This is a genomic window from Uliginosibacterium sangjuense, assembly GCF_059132465.1.
Genome location: NZ_CP101132.1, coordinates 2,667,085 through 2,682,160 on the forward strand (window position 1 = coordinate 2,667,085; position 15,076 = coordinate 2,682,160).

13 protein-coding genes are annotated in these 15,076 nt (G+C 63.2%); 9 read left to right on the plus strand and 4 right to left on the minus strand.

Annotated elements, in window-relative coordinates:
- Positions 1-6 precede the first annotated feature (6 nt).
- The 3 genes from NMB43_RS12375 to NMB43_RS12385 all read left to right on the plus strand — a co-directional run bounded on the left by NMB43_RS12375 (position 7) and on the right by NMB43_RS12385 (position 2,580).
- Positions 7-498, plus strand: coding sequence for a TRAP transporter small permease (locus NMB43_RS12375; protein WP_494348469.1), 492 nt, complete (start codon positions 7-9; stop codon positions 496-498).
- The gene (locus NMB43_RS12380; protein ID WP_494348470.1) at positions 495-1,781 is read left to right on the plus strand and encodes a TRAP transporter large permease; all 1,287 of its coding nucleotides are present in this window, start codon (positions 495-497) and stop codon (positions 1,779-1,781) included. Before NMB43_RS12375 ends, NMB43_RS12380 begins: the two co-directional genes overlap by 4 nt.
- Positions 1,782-1,845: 64 nt before the next feature.
- Positions 1,846-2,580, plus strand: a complete 735-nt coding sequence (locus tag NMB43_RS12385) for a GntR family transcriptional regulator (RefSeq protein WP_494348471.1) — start codon at positions 1,846-1,848, stop codon at positions 2,578-2,580.
- A 24-nt stretch (positions 2,581-2,604) separates the two neighbouring features.
- On the opposite strand, the gene NMB43_RS12390 is transcribed toward NMB43_RS12385, so the two are convergent.
- From NMB43_RS12390 to NMB43_RS12400, 3 genes are all read right to left on the minus strand, one after another.
- Complete coding sequence (locus NMB43_RS12390) at positions 2,605-3,381, minus strand: hypothetical protein (RefSeq protein WP_494348472.1); 777 nt, start codon at positions 3,379-3,381, stop codon at positions 2,605-2,607.
- Positions 3,382-3,509: 128 nt separating this feature from the next.
- A complete protein-coding gene (locus NMB43_RS12395; protein ID WP_494348473.1) occupies positions 3,510-4,157 on the minus strand; it encodes a peptidoglycan-binding domain-containing protein in 648 nt (215 codons plus the stop codon).
- Positions 4,158-4,288: 131 nt separating this feature from the next.
- On the minus strand, positions 4,289-6,133 hold the full coding sequence (locus NMB43_RS12400; RefSeq protein ID WP_494348474.1) for a hypothetical protein: 1,845 nt from the start codon (positions 6,131-6,133) through the stop codon (positions 4,289-4,291).
- 427 nt (positions 6,134-6,560) lie between these two features.
- On the opposite strand from NMB43_RS12400, the gene NMB43_RS12405 reads away from it, so the two are divergent.
- The 6 genes from NMB43_RS12405 (at position 6,561) to NMB43_RS12430 (ending at position 12,832) form a co-directional block, all read left to right on the plus strand.
- The gene (locus tag NMB43_RS12405; RefSeq protein WP_494348475.1) at positions 6,561-7,721 is read left to right on the plus strand and encodes a helix-turn-helix transcriptional regulator; all 1,161 of its coding nucleotides are present in this window, start codon (positions 6,561-6,563) and stop codon (positions 7,719-7,721) included.
- A 42-nt stretch (positions 7,722-7,763) separates the two neighbouring features.
- Positions 7,764-8,975 carry a cytochrome P450 gene (locus tag NMB43_RS12410; protein ID WP_494348476.1) on the plus strand — a complete coding sequence of 404 codons (1,212 nt, stop codon included), beginning with the start codon at positions 7,764-7,766 and terminating at the stop codon, positions 8,973-8,975.
- Positions 8,976-8,990: 15 nt separating this feature from the next.
- Positions 8,991-9,452 carry a hypothetical protein gene (locus NMB43_RS12415; protein ID WP_494348477.1) on the plus strand — a complete coding sequence of 154 codons (462 nt, stop codon included), beginning with the start codon at positions 8,991-8,993 and terminating at the stop codon, positions 9,450-9,452.
- A gap of 31 nt (positions 9,453-9,483) precedes the next feature.
- On the plus strand, positions 9,484-9,813 hold the full coding sequence (locus tag NMB43_RS12420; protein ID WP_494348478.1) for a hypothetical protein: 330 nt from the start codon (positions 9,484-9,486) through the stop codon (positions 9,811-9,813).
- 69 nt (positions 9,814-9,882) lie between these two features.
- Positions 9,883-10,593 carry a hypothetical protein gene (locus tag NMB43_RS12425; RefSeq protein WP_494348479.1) on the plus strand — a complete coding sequence of 237 codons (711 nt, stop codon included), beginning with the start codon at positions 9,883-9,885 and terminating at the stop codon, positions 10,591-10,593.
- A gap of 193 nt (positions 10,594-10,786) precedes the next feature.
- On the plus strand, positions 10,787-12,832 hold the full coding sequence (locus tag NMB43_RS12430) for a peroxidase family protein (protein ID WP_494348480.1): 2,046 nt from the start codon (positions 10,787-10,789) through the stop codon (positions 12,830-12,832).
- A 60-nt stretch (positions 12,833-12,892) separates the two neighbouring features.
- Here the strand turns inward: NMB43_RS12430 and NMB43_RS12435 are convergent, their stop codons facing one another.
- Entirely contained in the window at positions 12,893-14,935 is a 2,043-nt protein-coding gene (locus tag NMB43_RS12435) for an esterase-like activity of phytase family protein (RefSeq protein ID WP_494348481.1), read from the minus strand.
- Positions 14,936-15,076: the final 141 nt, after the last annotated feature.

A 15,076-nucleotide genomic window follows, 5' to 3' on the forward strand; every position in this document is an offset into this window, starting at 1 on the left:
CACGCCATGGCCAGTTTCCTGTTCAAACTCGAAGAGCGCCTGGCCATGGCGTTCTTCGCGGCGACCTCGATCTTCGTGCTGATCGGCGCCACCACCCGTACCGCCGGCTCACCGGTGATCTGGGCGGTGGACCTCGCCCAGCTCAGCTTCGTGTGGGCCTGCGTGCTGGGTGCCGACCTCGCGATGAAGAAGGGCCAGCACATCGAGATCGACATCGTGGTGCGCTACTTCCCGGCAAAAGTGGGGCAGGTCATCGCCACCGTGTGGCAGATCGCCATCGCCGCCTTCCTCGCCATGCTGGTGTGGTACGGCATCGGCCTCACCACCATGAACGTTGAGCGCGTGCTGGGCGATGTGGGCATCAGCTATAGCTGGGTCACCGGGGCCATCCCGGTCGGCTGCTTCCTCATGCTGTGCACCACCCTCACTCGTCTGTGGCGCGCCCTCACCGGCCGCGCTCCCCTCTCCATCCAAGGTACCGATGGGAAAGTAATATGACCGGCATCCTCACCCTGCTGTTTCTGTTCCTGATGTTCATGGGCATGCCCGTGGCTTTCGCCATCGGCATCTCGGCCGTGATGTTCTACATCTTCGGCCCGGTCCCCACCAACATCGCGATCCAGAAAATCGCCACCTCCACCCAATCCTTCCCGCTGCTGGCCGTGCCATTGTTCGTGTTTGCCGGCCACCTGATGAATGAATCCGGCATCACCAGCCGCCTGATCTCTCTGTCTACGGTGCTGACTGGCTGGATACGCGGCGGCCTGGCGCAGGTCGCGATCATGTTGAGCGCGTTGATGGGCGGCGTGTCCGGCTCGGCCGTGGCAGATGCCGCGATGGAAGCGCGCATCCTCGGGCCGGCCATGCTGGAACGTGGCTACACGCGCGGCTACGCGGCCGCGGTCATCTCGGTCGGCTCGCTGATCACCGCCACCATCCCGCCCAGCATCGGGCTGATCCTGTACGGCTTCATGGGCAACGTATCGATCGGACGGCTCTTCGTGGGCGGTATCGTGCCGGGCGTGCTGATGACCATCATCCTCATGGGCACGGCCTACATCATCGCCCGCAAGCGCGGCTACCAGGCAGAAATGGACCATTTCCCGTCCTTCAAGCTGATCGCCTCGCGCACCTGGGAATGCAAGTGGGCGCTGATGTTCCCGATCCTGCTGATCGTGGGCATCCGCTACGGCATCTTCACGCCCTCGGAGGCCGGCGCCTTCGCCGTCGCCTACGCGATCTTCGTCGGCCTGTTCGTGTACCGCGAGCTGTCCGTCGCCAAGCTGCTCGACGCCTTGCGTCACAGCGTGTCCGACGTCGGCATGATCATGCTGATCATCATGCTGTCCTCGATGATCGGCTACATGATCACGCTGGAGTCCGTGCCGCAGAGCGCTGCCGAGTTCCTGGTTGGCATCACCAACAACAAGATCGTGCTGATGCTGTTGCTGATCTCGCTGATCATCGCGCTGGGCATGTTCCTGGAAGCCACGGTGATCGTGCTGCTGCTCACCCCGATCCTGATGCCCATCATCCGCGCGGTCGGCATCGATCCGGTGCACTTCGGCCTAGTCATGATGACCTGCGTGACCCTGGGCGGCATGACCCCGCCAGTGGGCGTGGCGATGTTCACCGTGTGCGGCATGCTCAAGTGTCCGATGGACGAGTACACCCTGGAGGCGCTGCCCCTGATCGCCGCCGTCATCGCCCTGGTAGTACTCATGATCGTGTGGCCCACCAGCGTGCTGTTCCTGCCCAACCTGGTGTTCGGCGCAGGCTGATGCCTGGGCAGACGCTGACCGCACAGCCGGGCGAAGCCAACGCAACGCCCGGCTTTCACGGATAATGAACGCGATTTCCACCCCCACCGCCGCCACGCGCCTCGCCATGCTGCCGCCCGACCTGCTCACCCTGAGCCCGAACGAACCGGTCAACCTGCAGATCTATCGAGCCCTGCGGCAGTCCATCGTCAACTGCACGCTGCTGCCTGGCGAAGCAATCTCGGACAAGGAAATCTCCGAACTCTTCGGCGTCTCGCGCCAGCCGGTGCGCGACGCCTTCATCAAGCTGGCCGGCGCCGGCCTGATCCAGGTGTTGCCCCAACGCGGCACCTTCGTCATGAAGATCTCGCAGAAGCGCGTACTCAACGGCCGCTTCATCCGCGAGGCCGTCGAAGTAGCCGTGGTCGGCCGTGCCGCCGAGACGATCAGCGACGAAAACCTCATCAAGCTCGGTGCCAACATCGAGCAGCAGAAGCTCGCCGCCGCGCGCAAGGACACTGCCGGCTTCCTTGCCCTGGACGAGGAGTTCCACACCAGCATCTCGCGCAGCATCGACTGCATCGAAGCCTGGGAGCTGATCGAGGACATCAAGGCCCACATGGACCGCGTGCGCTATCTGAGCCTGGGCGAGATCACCCCACTGCCCATGCTGATCGCCCAGCACGCCGCCATCTACACCGGCCTCAAGGCACGCGACCCCGCCATGGCGCAGGAGGCCATGCGTGCCCACCTGCGCGAAATCCAGCTCTCCTTCGGCCCGATCCGCGAGCGCAACCCGGACTGGTTCGAGGCGGAATGAGGCGCTCCGCAGCGGGCGCTGCGGTCACGCCAAGTGCGGCTGCAGCACGCCGACCCAGGCCTTGCGCACCATCTCGCGATAGCCTCCGTAGGTCAGGTGCAGTTCATTGGCCCACACACTCTCGTTGTCGGGCAAGGTACCAGCGGTCTTGATTGGGATGACCTTTCCCAAGGCCGGGTCCGCCGCCAGGGCCTGCTGCGCCAAGTGCAGACCTTGCAGCAAATCCTCGAACAAAGGGCGACGCAGCGAACCGGGTACGTCCGCCTGATCCATCGGCAATTTCAACCAGTCGGCCGGCCCCAGCAGCCCTTTCCCGCTAGGCCATGCGTTCTCGTAGTTGTGGCAGAACACCGGCGCATCGCTCACTTCGCGCAACTTGAGAATCACCTCGCGATAAGCCGCAGTAATAGTCCCCAGGATACCCAGCGGCTGCCCGGCCTCGTAGCAATCCGCCACGCTTGCGGCCGCACTACAGTCCTCGCGCACGATAGGGTCGAAATCCTCCGGCCCCGCGATGTCGTTGCCGCCACCGCTGAGGACCATCGCCTTCAGGTCACGCCCCCAGTTCCTGATCGCGAAGCGGATGTCCGTACGGTATTTCGTCCGCCACTGCTGCGCCTCCGCACCGTTCTTGCCGAGTACCAGAAAGGTTTCGTCCGGAAACGCTTCGGCAATGAACTGTGCCAGGTTGCCGAAGGGATACCAGAACCACGAATCGCCGATCAGCAGCACCGTCGGCTGCGGCAGGGGTTCCTGCTCATTGATGACGACGGAATGGATTCCATAGAAGAGTTTTGCCACGTTCATCTCCTTCAGGCGTGACGCATAGCAGGCCTCTACCCGCCCCGCCCCGCTCAAGTTGATCCGCAATGGAGGTCAGGGAGCCACTCCTCAACACGCACACGGAGCAGCTCCCGGGCCCGAGAGTTCTAGCGCGCCACCTTGGCGCCTTGCGCCTCCAGGGCACTGTCGAAGGTTCTGCCGACCTGCAGGGCATCGATGACCAGGCCCACGACAAAGCCAACGATCTTTTCCTCAACCGCCTCGGAGAGCAGGGGCACATTGATCCGCTTGTTCAGTTCAACCACCAGGCGGCGCTTGATGTCGACCAGGTTGCCACCGTCGATGCCGTTCGCGATGTCGTTCAGCCATCCCAGCACGTTGGGGGGCAGCAGGCCGGCCAGAGCGCTATCCAGCTTTTCGACCAGCCAGGCAATCGCACTGTCGTCGAAGAAGTCAAAGGGGCCGGTAGGGATCAGTCCGTCCACCAGCTCGGCCAACTTGCGAAGCTGGCGCGCAGTCAGGACATTCTTCGCTGCTGGCAGCACACCGGGCTTGGGTGCCTCCAACCCCAGGGCCATCGAGGTATCTGGCCCGACCAAGCCATCGGCCACCAGTCCCTTCGATTCCTGGAAGCGAATCACCGCATCCTGGGTCAGACGTCCGAAAACGCCATCCTGATTGCTGGCACCGACCGGATTGACGGCAGCCAGATACCCCGCCTCGACCAACTTGGCCTGGACTGCCTTTACCGCGTCGGCAGCATTGCGAATTCCCTGCTTCAGTACGAAAGCCATGATGACCTCCAAAAGTTCGGTGCGGGGTGGAAAGGCTGCTGCCGTCATGCACCGCAATAACGACAGCAGCTGTACCCGTGCCAATGGATTGATGCTTCAGGGCCGGGCGCAACGCCCGACCCGCACCACGCTCAATACCCCGTGGTTACCCCGATCCCAGCCGGCAATTGACCGGCGAGTTGAGCTGGCGTGTAGGCGCCGGTATTGGTCCAGATCACCCAGTCCACGGAGCTCTGGTAGGGCAAGGAGCCCGAGATGTCTCCGAAGCGGACGAAGTTGTCCCCGTTCGCGGCCGTTTGTCTCAGGGTGCTGAAGGTTTCGTTGAGTACCGGTGTGGCATTGCCGTCCGCATAGACCTGGATCGTGCCGCTAGTGGGAAAAGTCACGGGTGCGCCCGTGGTCGACCAACCACGCAGTTCCTTAAGTAGGTCCGTTCCCTTGTAGCTGTTGGGGTGGGCGATCACCTGCGTTTTCCAGGCCGCGGAAGCACTGTTGGTCGCCAAGAAGGCTGTGGTTGCGCCCCCTGGCACAACGGCGGGCAGCGACTCATCGCTGCTGTAGATGCGCAGGCTGTTGTTGGTGCCGCAGACCCGCGAGCGCGCCAGCACCAGACCGGCCGCCGGGAACCCTGGCCCCTTGACCCGCACGGCATACACGCTGGCCGCCGCCGGCACGTTCAAGTTGAAACCGGCATAAATGGACGTCTCGTCGCGGTTAAGCCTGCCCACGTTCTTGCCGGCATCGTCACCGGCGCCAATCCGGTCGTACGTACTCACGTCGTTGATGCGGTACAGGCGCGCACCGACTCCAAGGTCGTACTTACGCTGGTTGCCCGTCAGCTTGAATGCGCCGCTCGAATCCGTGCGCAACTGTTCGCCATAAGAGGTACCGCCCTGCTCCACGTTGAAGGGCAAGCGCAGGACCACATTGGTGCTGCCATCATCGCGCTTGAAACTACCGATGATCTCGGCCTGCGCCATTGTCGAGCCCTGGGGCAGGTCGCGGAAGCGCGGCCCCCAGCGCCCAGTCAGATCGAGACCGCTATGGAAGTAAGTGCTGTCGAAGGCCGCCAGTTTCACCGCCGTGCACTCCCCCTTCAGCGCGGTCACGTTGCCGCTGGAGTCCAGCGTGACACGGTCAGCCGGCGCCTGCGCCAGGCAGTTGTTGATCTGGCTGCGCGCCTGGGCAAGCAGGGTGTCGAAGCCCGTTGCCACGTCAGGCTTGGGCAGCGGCGTGATCGCCCCAACCGTCACCGCGTTCACATCCTTCACGGTAATCGTCGCTGTGGCACTGGCAGAACCGCTGGGCACCGCTGCCAGGGTGTTGGTGAGGGTTACGCCGGCATCGGTCACTGCAGCCTTCGCTTCCAGCAACTTATCGCCGGGCGTACCTAGAGTCGCCACGAAGGGCGTGGTGACGGGATTGAAATTGGCCGGCAAGCCGACGTCGGCCGCCACCGCCGATACGATGGCCTTGATGGTGTCTTCCGCCTTCTGCAGGCGGCTCAGGTAGAGGGACTTGAGCTTGCCGACAGCGACGAACTCCTGCGGCGTACTGCCGTCGCTGGAGGCCAGTGCTGCGATAGCGTGGGTCAGAGGCGTGATGTTTACATTGCTCACAGCCCCTGACACCGGCGTACTCGGCAGCAGCGCGGTGTGCGACTTGGTTGTATCGCCGGACAGGCCCGATGCCGATAGCAGGAACGGTGCTGTCAGCCCGCTCACCACGATCGAATAGGTGCCGTCCGCCGCTGCCGTGGTCTTGCGCGTGACGCCATTGGCATCCACCAGTTCGACCTCGGCTCCCGCCATCGGCGCACCTAATGCTGCTGTACCGGACACCACGGCATCACTGGCCGCGGCTCCGCCACCCACCGGCCGCGAGTCACCACCTCCGCCTCCACCGCCACCACACCCCGCCAGCCCGGCCAAGGCCAGTATCAGCGCCAGGGCGCCTGCTTTCGTCTTCATGTTCATGGTTTCTCTCCAGGGGTCAGTTGCACCATCGAGGGGGCGCCATCACGCACACCCGGCTCTTACAGCGCGGGAGAAAAGGCTGTCGGCCTCGGAAATGTCTTCAGGCCAGCGCTGAAGTGCAGTTTTTTTGCTCCCCAACGTGTGAGTTGAGGCTACGAGTGTGAGCGGGCCGACCGCATCATTCATTTGGATGAGGAAAGAGCGCCCCGGCGACTACTACCCTTAAGGGCAGGTAGCAAAGTACGGAAGTTTCTTCCATCAATGAATGGCCTGCCCGCAAGAACAACGCCGCCAGCCTGGTCTCACTCACCGGGGGAAGCCATCCTGAGCGCTGCTTGGCCAGCCATCGCCATGCAGCCTGTCGGCAACACATTGGGCTTGTGACATGCCCCCATAACCACACAAGTCACACAACAGGGAGAACTCGATGGGACAAATGGACAGTGCGTGGTTTGACAGCACCGTTGCGGGTTTTTACCGCGCGGCCTCGGGTGCATTGGCGTGGCCAGAGGCACTCACTCCGCTCCATAACGCTATGCAGGCCTACTTGCTCCATCTGTTTGGGCTCGATATGAAGCGCGGCAGCATGGATTTCAGTTTCGAGGTGGGTAACCGCAGCAGCGAAGCCCTACTGGACTTCGTCCGAGGCTACTTCCGCCATGACCCACGCACGCGTGTCGTGTTGAGCTTGCAACCTGGCGACTGGATGCGTTGCAACGAACATTTCGATGACGAGTTCGTAGCGCACGACCGCTTCTACCAGGACTATTTGATCCCCTATGGCGTGCGCTATTCGGCCGGCGCCAAACTGCTGCAGGAGGGCAGCGAGGTCGTGATCTTCGGGGTCAACCGCGGCATCGGCGCGCCGCCGCTGAGCGACGAGGAACTCGATCTCTGCCGGCGTCTTTCGCAACACCTGGCGACGGCCGTTCAGCTCTACAAGCGCAACCTGGTGACGCTGGCCGAAGCGCGGGTCGGCCGCAACCTCGTCAAGCGCCTGGCGGTACCAGTCATCTTGCTCGACGACCAAGGCGGGATCCTCGAGGTTAACAGCCCAGCAGCAAGCCTGATCGATGGCAGTGATTCGCTGATCCTGCGAGAGGGGCGGTTAGGTTGCCGCAACCAGTTGGACAATCAAAACCTCCAGGCTGCCATCCGGGCCTTGGTTCAGCAGCATGCCTCGGCCCATCCCGGCACCGCCGAGGTGGACAAGATCTTCGTCAAGGTGCAACGCACTCACAACCTTTCCCCGCTAGCCCTGTACTTGTTCGCGTTAAGGCCTGCCCAGACCCTGCAGGTGTTTGGCAACCAGCCGACCATTATGGCCATGGTGCACGATCCGCAGAGTCCGACCATCGTCGACCCGCTCCTGCTCGCCGCGACCTACGACCTCACGCCTGCCGAGGCCAAGGTCGCTGCGGCTCTGGTCAGCGGCCATGCGCCGGAAGACATCGCACGCGAGCATGGCGTCAGCATGCCCACCGTACGTACCCAAATGAAGAACGTCTTTGCCAAGACCGGCACCGGGCGCCAGGCCGAACTGGTCAGCCTGCTGGCTGCCACGCCGACCAGCATCCTGAAGATGTAGGACTCGCACCAACAATAAACATGAATACCCAGGGAGAGCAGCATGCAATACCTCAAGGAGTTCGACGCCACCACCGGCCGCAACCCGCTTAGCGGGGCCATTGTCTGGCCGTGGATTCGCCGCGACTGGCATGCGTTCTTCCGCGAGCTGCGCGCCGCCCGCCCAGTCCTGGGGCCAATCCAGATCACGCGCGAGGACGGATCCAAGCTAGATGCCTTCCTCATCAGCCTTCACTCTGACGTGGAGGTCGTACTCAACACGCCCACAAAGTTCGTCGTCCCTTACACCAAGGCCATGGTTCCAGTGGTCGGCGAACACATGCTCGCGCGTGACAATGTGCCCGACCTCCAGGCGGAAAAGCTGACGCTGTCAGCCATCATCCGGCAGGACCTGCCGCGGCTGCACACCATGGTGCGCGACACCGTGCAGGCCACACTGAAATCAGCGCAGAAGACGCTGGACGTGATCAAGGACCTCGGGCAAGCGGTACCGGTCAAGATCTGCCAGGAATATTTCGGCTTCAACACTACCTCAGCCCAGATCCAGCAATGGTCGCTGGCCACCCAGTGGGCGTTCTTCAAGAATCTGGGGGGTGCAACAGCGGTCTTCCAGAATGCGCGCGCCGCTGGCGACGGTATGCGAACCCTACTGCAGGGCCTGCAAGCCAACCCCGCGGGGCTGACCGTCTTCGATCAACTGACAAGGCTGGACTGGCCGCAGGAGCGCATCCAAGCCAACATGATGGGCCTGCTGGTTGGCGCCATCGAGACCACCTCGCAAGCGGTCGCCCACGCACTGGAACAGATCCTCCTGCGGCCCACGGCGCGCGCGGCTGTCGCCGCCGCCTATGCGGACAATGACGCCCCGATGCTCGCCGCGCTGATCCGCGAAGGCCTGCGCTTCAACCCCATCAACCCCATCCTGACCCGCGTGTGCGACGTCGCCACCCAACTCCCCAGCGGCGCACTCATCCCCGCCGGCGCGCTGGCCGTCGCGTGCTCTGCCTCGGCCATGCACGACGAGCAGGCCGTCGCCTCACCCGACCTGTTCAACCCGCACCGCCCGGCATCCGACTACCTGAACTTTGGCGACAACCCCCATTTCTGCCTGGGTGCCGAACTGGCCGAAGTCATCCTCAATGAGTGTGTCGGCCAGGCGGCTTCCCGCGCTGGCCTGGTATTGACGGGGGGCAGCGAAGGCTTGATCCAGTACGCCGCGACGCCCTTCCCCGTCTCTTTCGTCGTGCGCTGCTAGCCCCGAGGAACAGCCATGAAACTCACCGATCGGGTGCGTCACCCGCGCTTCACGCTTGTCTCCGCCGGCTTGTGTTGCAGCCTGTTGGTCGCGGGTTGCACCGTCAAATTCATCAGCAGTTATGACGAAGTAACGGACAAATCCGTCTCCACCCTACAGAAGAAAACGGCGGCCCACTTCGTCGCCCTGGAATCCGTCGAGGGCCTGCCCGACTGCGTCTACGACAAGCACAAGCCTTTCTATGCCGAAGCCAAGGTGGAAGTCAGCGCACTCGCCGTGCGCACTGCAGCGATTCCCCAGAACGAGCTCACCAGCGCGCAGGTGAGCCTTCTTGCGAGCAACGTCGACAACCTGGAGAAACTCCACAAGCTGGCCTGCCTGTCGAAAGACCAGATCGCCGTGCTGAAAACGCAGTTCAACGTCGGCTACACCGCCATTCTCAAGCTGGAGCTGGCCAAGCAACGGCCCGCCCAGTGAGCACGGCCCACACAATGGAAAGGAGCCAGGCATGAGCCTCAGTGCCACGAAACTCAGCAAGGACATCGTCGCAGCCTTCAAAGGTGCCTTCCTCGACAGGTGGCCGGAGATCAAGGAATTCGGCGAGGCCGAGGGCAAGAAACTCGCCCAGTCACTGGTCATGATCGAAGCACTCAAGTCCTCCGGAAAGATCAACGACGAGCAGGCCCGCCTTCACCTGGAAATTCAGAAAAATGCTACCCGCATGGTATTCCTGACCCTGGAAGGGCTGGGCATCCTGGCCGTGGAGGCAGCGCTCAACGCCGCGCTGGGCATCATCAAGGAGGCCGTCAACGGGGCGCTCGGCTTCGCACTGATCTAGGCCTGGCACGCAAGACTGCGACGACAGGCAGATTTCCATAAGACAAAACACCGACAGGGAGAGCAGAACATGAACACATCAACGAGCCGCGGCACGATCCAGCAGCACATCTTCAAGACCTATCTCAGCCTGCGCCGCGGCGTGGCAATCATCTCGCTGGCCTTTCCCGTGCTGCTGTTCCTGCTTGGGAAAGTGCTCTATGGCGTAGCCCTGGAAGACTCGATGAGTGCCTACTACTTCTCTGCCAGTCCCGAGTTTCCGATGCGCACCTGGTTCGTCGGCCTGCTGTTTGCCGTCGGCGTGTTCCTGTACCTGTACAAGGGCTTCAGCACCAAGGAGGACATCGCGCTGAACCTGGCCGGTGCCCTGGCCATTGGTGTCGCCATCTTCCCGATGGACCACGAACTGTCGCCCGGCCCGACGCGCGCCATCATCCACTATGCCTGCGCCGTCGGCCTGTTCCTGAGCATCGCGTTCGTCAGCATCGTATGCGCCAAGGAAACCCTGCACTTCCTCAAGAATCCGGAGCGGGAGGCTGAGTTCAGACGCTACTACAACACCCTGGGTAGCCTAATGATCGCTGCGCCGCTCATCGCCCTGGTCTTCGCCTATCTGCTTCAGAGCCTGAAGCAGTACACCTTCTTCGTCGAAGCGGCAGGCATCTGGGCCTTCTCGACCTACTGGTGGGTCAAAAGCTGGGAACTGTCCATCTCCGGCGCCGAAGCTCCGCCACCCGCAGCAGCCTCCAGCGTAGCCAATCCTGCGGGCACGCCGGGCTGAAGTAGCACCCTCAGAAATATTCCTAAAGCAAGGCGTGGAATCGTCGCGGCCTGGCAAGGCCGCCGGGCGCCCACGCCTACGGCAGCACAAGAGGGGCAAACACGAGATGAAGCGCGATACTTCTGCAGACGGTTTCAAGAATCGGGTGATTGCCTACGCCCTGACCCATTGGCCAAAACTCTGGCAATTCGTCATGCGTTCGGAGTGCCTCGCTCGCGGGGTCAATGCCTTCCTGGTCAACAGCACGGTACACGACGCTCCGCTGCGTCCCAACCCGCTGAGCCTCATGCATCTGTCCCGCTATGCCTCGTGGAACTCACTGACCGACAAGGAGCACTCCAGCCGCCACCTCCCCCCTGGCGCCCTGCCCCGCCCCCCACTGGCCGCCACCAGCGCCCTGTTCACTCCCCCGCCGCCGCCGCAGGGGCGCCAGATCGACCCTAAGTCCACCCTGCTGTTCGCCTGCTTCGCTCAGTGGTTCACCGACGGTTTCCTGCGCACGGGCCGCGACCGCAAGGGCGCCCGTGACTGGAAGATGAACTACTCCAACCACGAGATAGATCTGTGTCAGGTCTACGGCATCACCCCCGACCACACGAACATCCTGCGCGCCAAATCCGGTGGGGAGCTCCGCTCGCAAAGCATAGCGGGGGAAGAGTACCCGCCCCTCCTCTACCTTCCCGGTGGCATCACCCTCGACCCTGATTTTCTGACCCTTCCCATCCTGATCCCCAACGGCGGGCCACACTTCCAACCACTGTTCCCCAACCCCCTGCCGCCAGCCCAGCTCGCCACACTGTTCGCCACCGGCAGCGACCGCGCCAACCTGCACTTGGGCTATGTCCTCTTCAACGTGTTGTTCCTACGCGAGCATAACCGGCTGGCACGCGAGATGGCCAAGGCGCACCCGGACTGGAGCGATGAGCGCCTGTTCCAAACCGCGCGTAACACACTGATCGTGATTCTGATTCGCATCGTGCTGGAGGACTACATCAACCACATCACGCCCTACAACTTCAAGATCCATCTCGACCCGCTGTCCCTGGCTGACGCCAACTGGCAACGCCCCAACTGGATGACCATCGAGTTCAGCCTGCTCTACCGCTGGCACATGCTGATGTGGGACACGGTAGGCCTGCCCGATGGCCGCACGGTGCGGATGGAGGACACCTTCTACAACAACGGTCTGCTGCTCGAGTCGGGCCTGGGAGCCATGATCAGCGCCTACAGCCAGGAGTACGCCGGCAAGATCGGCCTGCACAACACGCCCGCCCTGCTCGCCCATGCCGACGAGCGCAGCATCAGCCTGGACCGCCGCGCCCGCCTGCGCAGCTACAACGACTACCGCGTCTGGTGCGGCTTCGGTCGTGTCGAAACCTTTGCCCAGATCACTGGCAACCCGGCACTCCAGAAGGAGTTGGAAGACCTCTACGGCACCGTCGACAAGGTCGAGTTCTTCGTCGGTCTGTTTGCCGAAGACCTGCGCGACAACTCCTTGCTGGGCCCGACGATGGGGCGCATGGTCGGCATCGACGCCTTCTCGCAAGCCTTGAGCAACCCCCTACTCTCGCGCGAGCTGTACACCCCCCAGACCTTCTCCGAGGTCGGCTGGCGCGCAATTCAGGAAACCGGCAGTCTGCGGGATCTGGTCACCCGCAACGTACCGCCGGGCAGCCCGGTAGACGTCCGCTTCAATCGCAACACCACGCAATCCCACCTGCCACCGAGCAGGGCATCGCTCATGAGCCTTCTTCGCAAGTGCTTGCGGGGCACTCTCATCGGCGAATGGCGCTACGTACTGCCCGCTGACTACACTTGGCAGTCACCTTACCGGTACCGGGGAAACTGGGTTTTCGTGGACGCGAACCTTGTGCCGCACATGGAAATCCGCAACGACGGAACGATCACCATCCGCAAGGGCTACGCCTGGGATGGCTGTTCGCCCAAGATACGTATCGGTCCTCTCCCGATCGGCATCCCCGACGGCATGATCGACCCTGGGACAGGTCTGCCGGCCTGTTATCACGCCTCCCTGCTGCACGACGCCTGCTACCAGTTTTTCCACTGCGGGCTTCCATTCAGCCGCAAGGAGGTCGACCGAATACTCCTGCTGCGGCTGCGCGAAGCAAACTTCTCACTGGCCAGCCTCTACTGGAGAGTCGTGCGCATAGCGGGTTGGCTCGTCCTCAAGAGCCAGCAACGCTGGCGCGTACACAAAGGCTGGAGGATGGCGCTCTGAGCAAAGTAAAGAGGCCCGCATCAGCGGGCCTCTTCGTCTGGCACAACCTCGGACGGTTGCTTACGGCGCGATGCTGTAGCTCGACAGCTTCTGCGGGAACTTCAGCAACCACAGGCGCGTCGGGCGTTCGGCCGGCTGGCCGCGCGTGAGGCGGGCGCTGGTCACGCCGGCGGGGCAGCCGGACACGATGGCGCCGCTGGCGTCGACCGTGCAGTCTTCCAGGCTGCCGTCGACGAACTTGCCTGTGCTGTCGAGCAGCACGCTGCGCAGGCCAAAGTCGTTGTCATTGATCAGCGCGAGCGTGTTGTCGTCGACCAGGCTCAGACCCTCGGCCTTCTCGGCCACCCAGCCAGCGGCGTTGAGGTCGAACAGCTTGGTCTTCTTGAGCGTCACAACGTTGGCGTAGTTGGCGGCGCCCACGGCGGCAGTGGTGATGCTGCTCTTCTCCAGGTCGGAGCCGAACGCTGCGATGTCGGTCGCGGCAGCCGGAATCTCGACCAGCATCAGCACGTTGTGCACCTTGCCGTCGACGTACTTGCCCTGCTCGATCACGATGAACTTGCCGTTGCCCAGCGACACGAGATCACCCAGCTTGGCGTTGCCGGTGCGCGCCTTGTCGTAGAGCGTGCCGTCGACCGGGTAGGCGTAGAGCTTAGAGGTCTCGGTCGCCGGATCGAACTCGATCCAGCGGATGAAGGCGGCGTTGTCCTTGACGTTGACGGTCTTGCTGGCGCCGGGCGGCAGGGCCTTGCCATCGTCGATGGGGCTCTGCAGGAAGCCATGCAGCTTGCCGTTGGCGACATCCAGGGTAAGGCCTTCCATGCCGCGGTTGGGGCGGCGCTTGGCCAGCACGGCCGGCAGGTCGGTAGCAGCAGCACCCGGCTGGTACTTCTTGAGGATGCGGCCGGTGGCGGGGTCGATCTTGGCGATGAAGGGGCCGTATTCGTCCGAAGCCCACAGCACGCCGCGCGCGGTGTCGTTGACGAGGGCTTCGGGGTCGATGCCGTTGACGTCATAGCCACCCTTGGCTGCGTCATAGACCAGGCTGTCGTTGAGCGGCACTTCACCGCTGAAGCCGACGGCGGCGGCGTCAAAGGGACGGCCGCTGGCCTTCACGCTGGCGCTCACCGACAGCGGCGTCAGCGACTTCAGCATCGCGCCGCCGTTCTTGCCCACGGTGATGATGCCCAGGGAGGGCACGAAGCTCGGGGCCGGAAAGATCTTGGAGGTCAGCGTCGTGGCCGTATTGCCGGGCGCCGGTGCGCTCGGGCCGTCGCCATTGGGACCGCGGTCGGTCAGCGCATAGAACTCCAGCTTGCCGTCTGCCGTCTTGCCCTTGAAGGCGAGGCCGGAACCGGCCGCCGGGTAGAAGCCATTGGGGAAGTCTTTCTTCGTCGCGGCATTGCTGCCCTCGTAGGGCACGTGCAGCGCATCCGGGGCGAACACCTCGGACTTGGTGATCTTCACCATGCCAGCCGGGCTCTGCGTCGACACGGTGGTGTCGCTGCGACCCAGCACGTCGGCCAGGGTGGATTCGAAGTGCTCCAGCGCGGCCTTGCGTGCGGTGTCATCCACCGGGCGATCGCTGTACTTGTCGCCCATCTTGTCGGCAATGGTCGGCAGGATGGCTTGCAGTGCAGTGCCGAAATCGCTCGCACTCTTGCCGAAGTCCAGCGTCTTGCCGGCCAGTGCGGCCGTCACGGCAGCGGCAATCTGGATACCGTTGGCAGGCTTGCCGTCCTCATCCAGGCTCTGCAGGAACAGCAGGCGGTTGACCACCTTGTCCTCGCTCGCGCTGCTCGCGCCGGCCAGTTCCAGCGGCGTCAGCGCTGTGCCGCAGGCGGCGGTGCCAAGCGTGATGCCGCCCAGCTTGAAGCTCACGGCCTCACCGCTCCTGCAGGTGAACTCACCGTTTGCAGTGGTGATGCCGCTGTGGCTGGCGGCGCTATAGCTCACCCCGCTCACCGCTGCATCGAGCAGCACACCCGTCACACTGCTGGCCGTGACAGCCGGCGCCGCATCGTCGTTACCACTCCCGCCGCATGCAGCCAGCCCGACGATCAAACCGCCGGCCAGCACACGCATCGTCATGTTCTTCTTCATCTCTCGTGTTCCATTGTGATTCTCCGGCCATTTGCCGGGCACACGATTGGAAACGAGGTAGATGACAGAGATGTGACTACGGATAGCGCCCGGCACCCGGCCGGACCGCCCGCCAGAAACAAAAAAGGCCTTCATCGCTGA

Bases quoted from the DNA above. Each gene is read 5' to 3' on its own strand.
- NMB43_RS12375 (WP_494348469.1), top strand. From the start codon at position 7: ATGGCCAGTTTCCTGTTCAAACTCGAAGAGCGCCTGGCCATGGCGTTC.
- NMB43_RS12380 (WP_494348470.1), top strand. From the start codon at position 495: ATGACCGGCATCCTCACCCTGCTGTTTCTGTTCCTGATGTTCATGGGC.
- NMB43_RS12385 (WP_494348471.1), top strand. From the start codon at position 1,846: ATGAACGCGATTTCCACCCCCACCGCCGCCACGCGCCTCGCCATGCTG.
- NMB43_RS12395 (WP_494348473.1), bottom strand. From the start codon at position 4,157: ATGGCTTTCGTACTGAAGCAGGGAATTCGCAATGCTGCCGACGCGGTA.
- NMB43_RS12400 (WP_494348474.1), bottom strand. From the start codon at position 6,133: ATGAACATGAAGACGAAAGCAGGCGCCCTGGCGCTGATACTGGCCTTG.
- NMB43_RS12405 (WP_494348475.1), top strand. From the start codon at position 6,561: ATGGGACAAATGGACAGTGCGTGGTTTGACAGCACCGTTGCGGGTTTT.
- NMB43_RS12410 (WP_494348476.1), top strand. From the start codon at position 7,764: ATGCAATACCTCAAGGAGTTCGACGCCACCACCGGCCGCAACCCGCTT.
- NMB43_RS12415 (WP_494348477.1), top strand. From the start codon at position 8,991: ATGAAACTCACCGATCGGGTGCGTCACCCGCGCTTCACGCTTGTCTCC.
- NMB43_RS12420 (WP_494348478.1), top strand. From the start codon at position 9,484: ATGAGCCTCAGTGCCACGAAACTCAGCAAGGACATCGTCGCAGCCTTC.
- NMB43_RS12425 (WP_494348479.1), top strand. From the start codon at position 9,883: ATGAACACATCAACGAGCCGCGGCACGATCCAGCAGCACATCTTCAAG.
- NMB43_RS12430 (WP_494348480.1), top strand. From the start codon at position 10,787: ATGCGTTCGGAGTGCCTCGCTCGCGGGGTCAATGCCTTCCTGGTCAAC.
- NMB43_RS12435 (WP_494348481.1), bottom strand. From the start codon at position 14,935: ATGAAGAAGAACATGACGATGCGTGTGCTGGCCGGCGGTTTGATCGTC.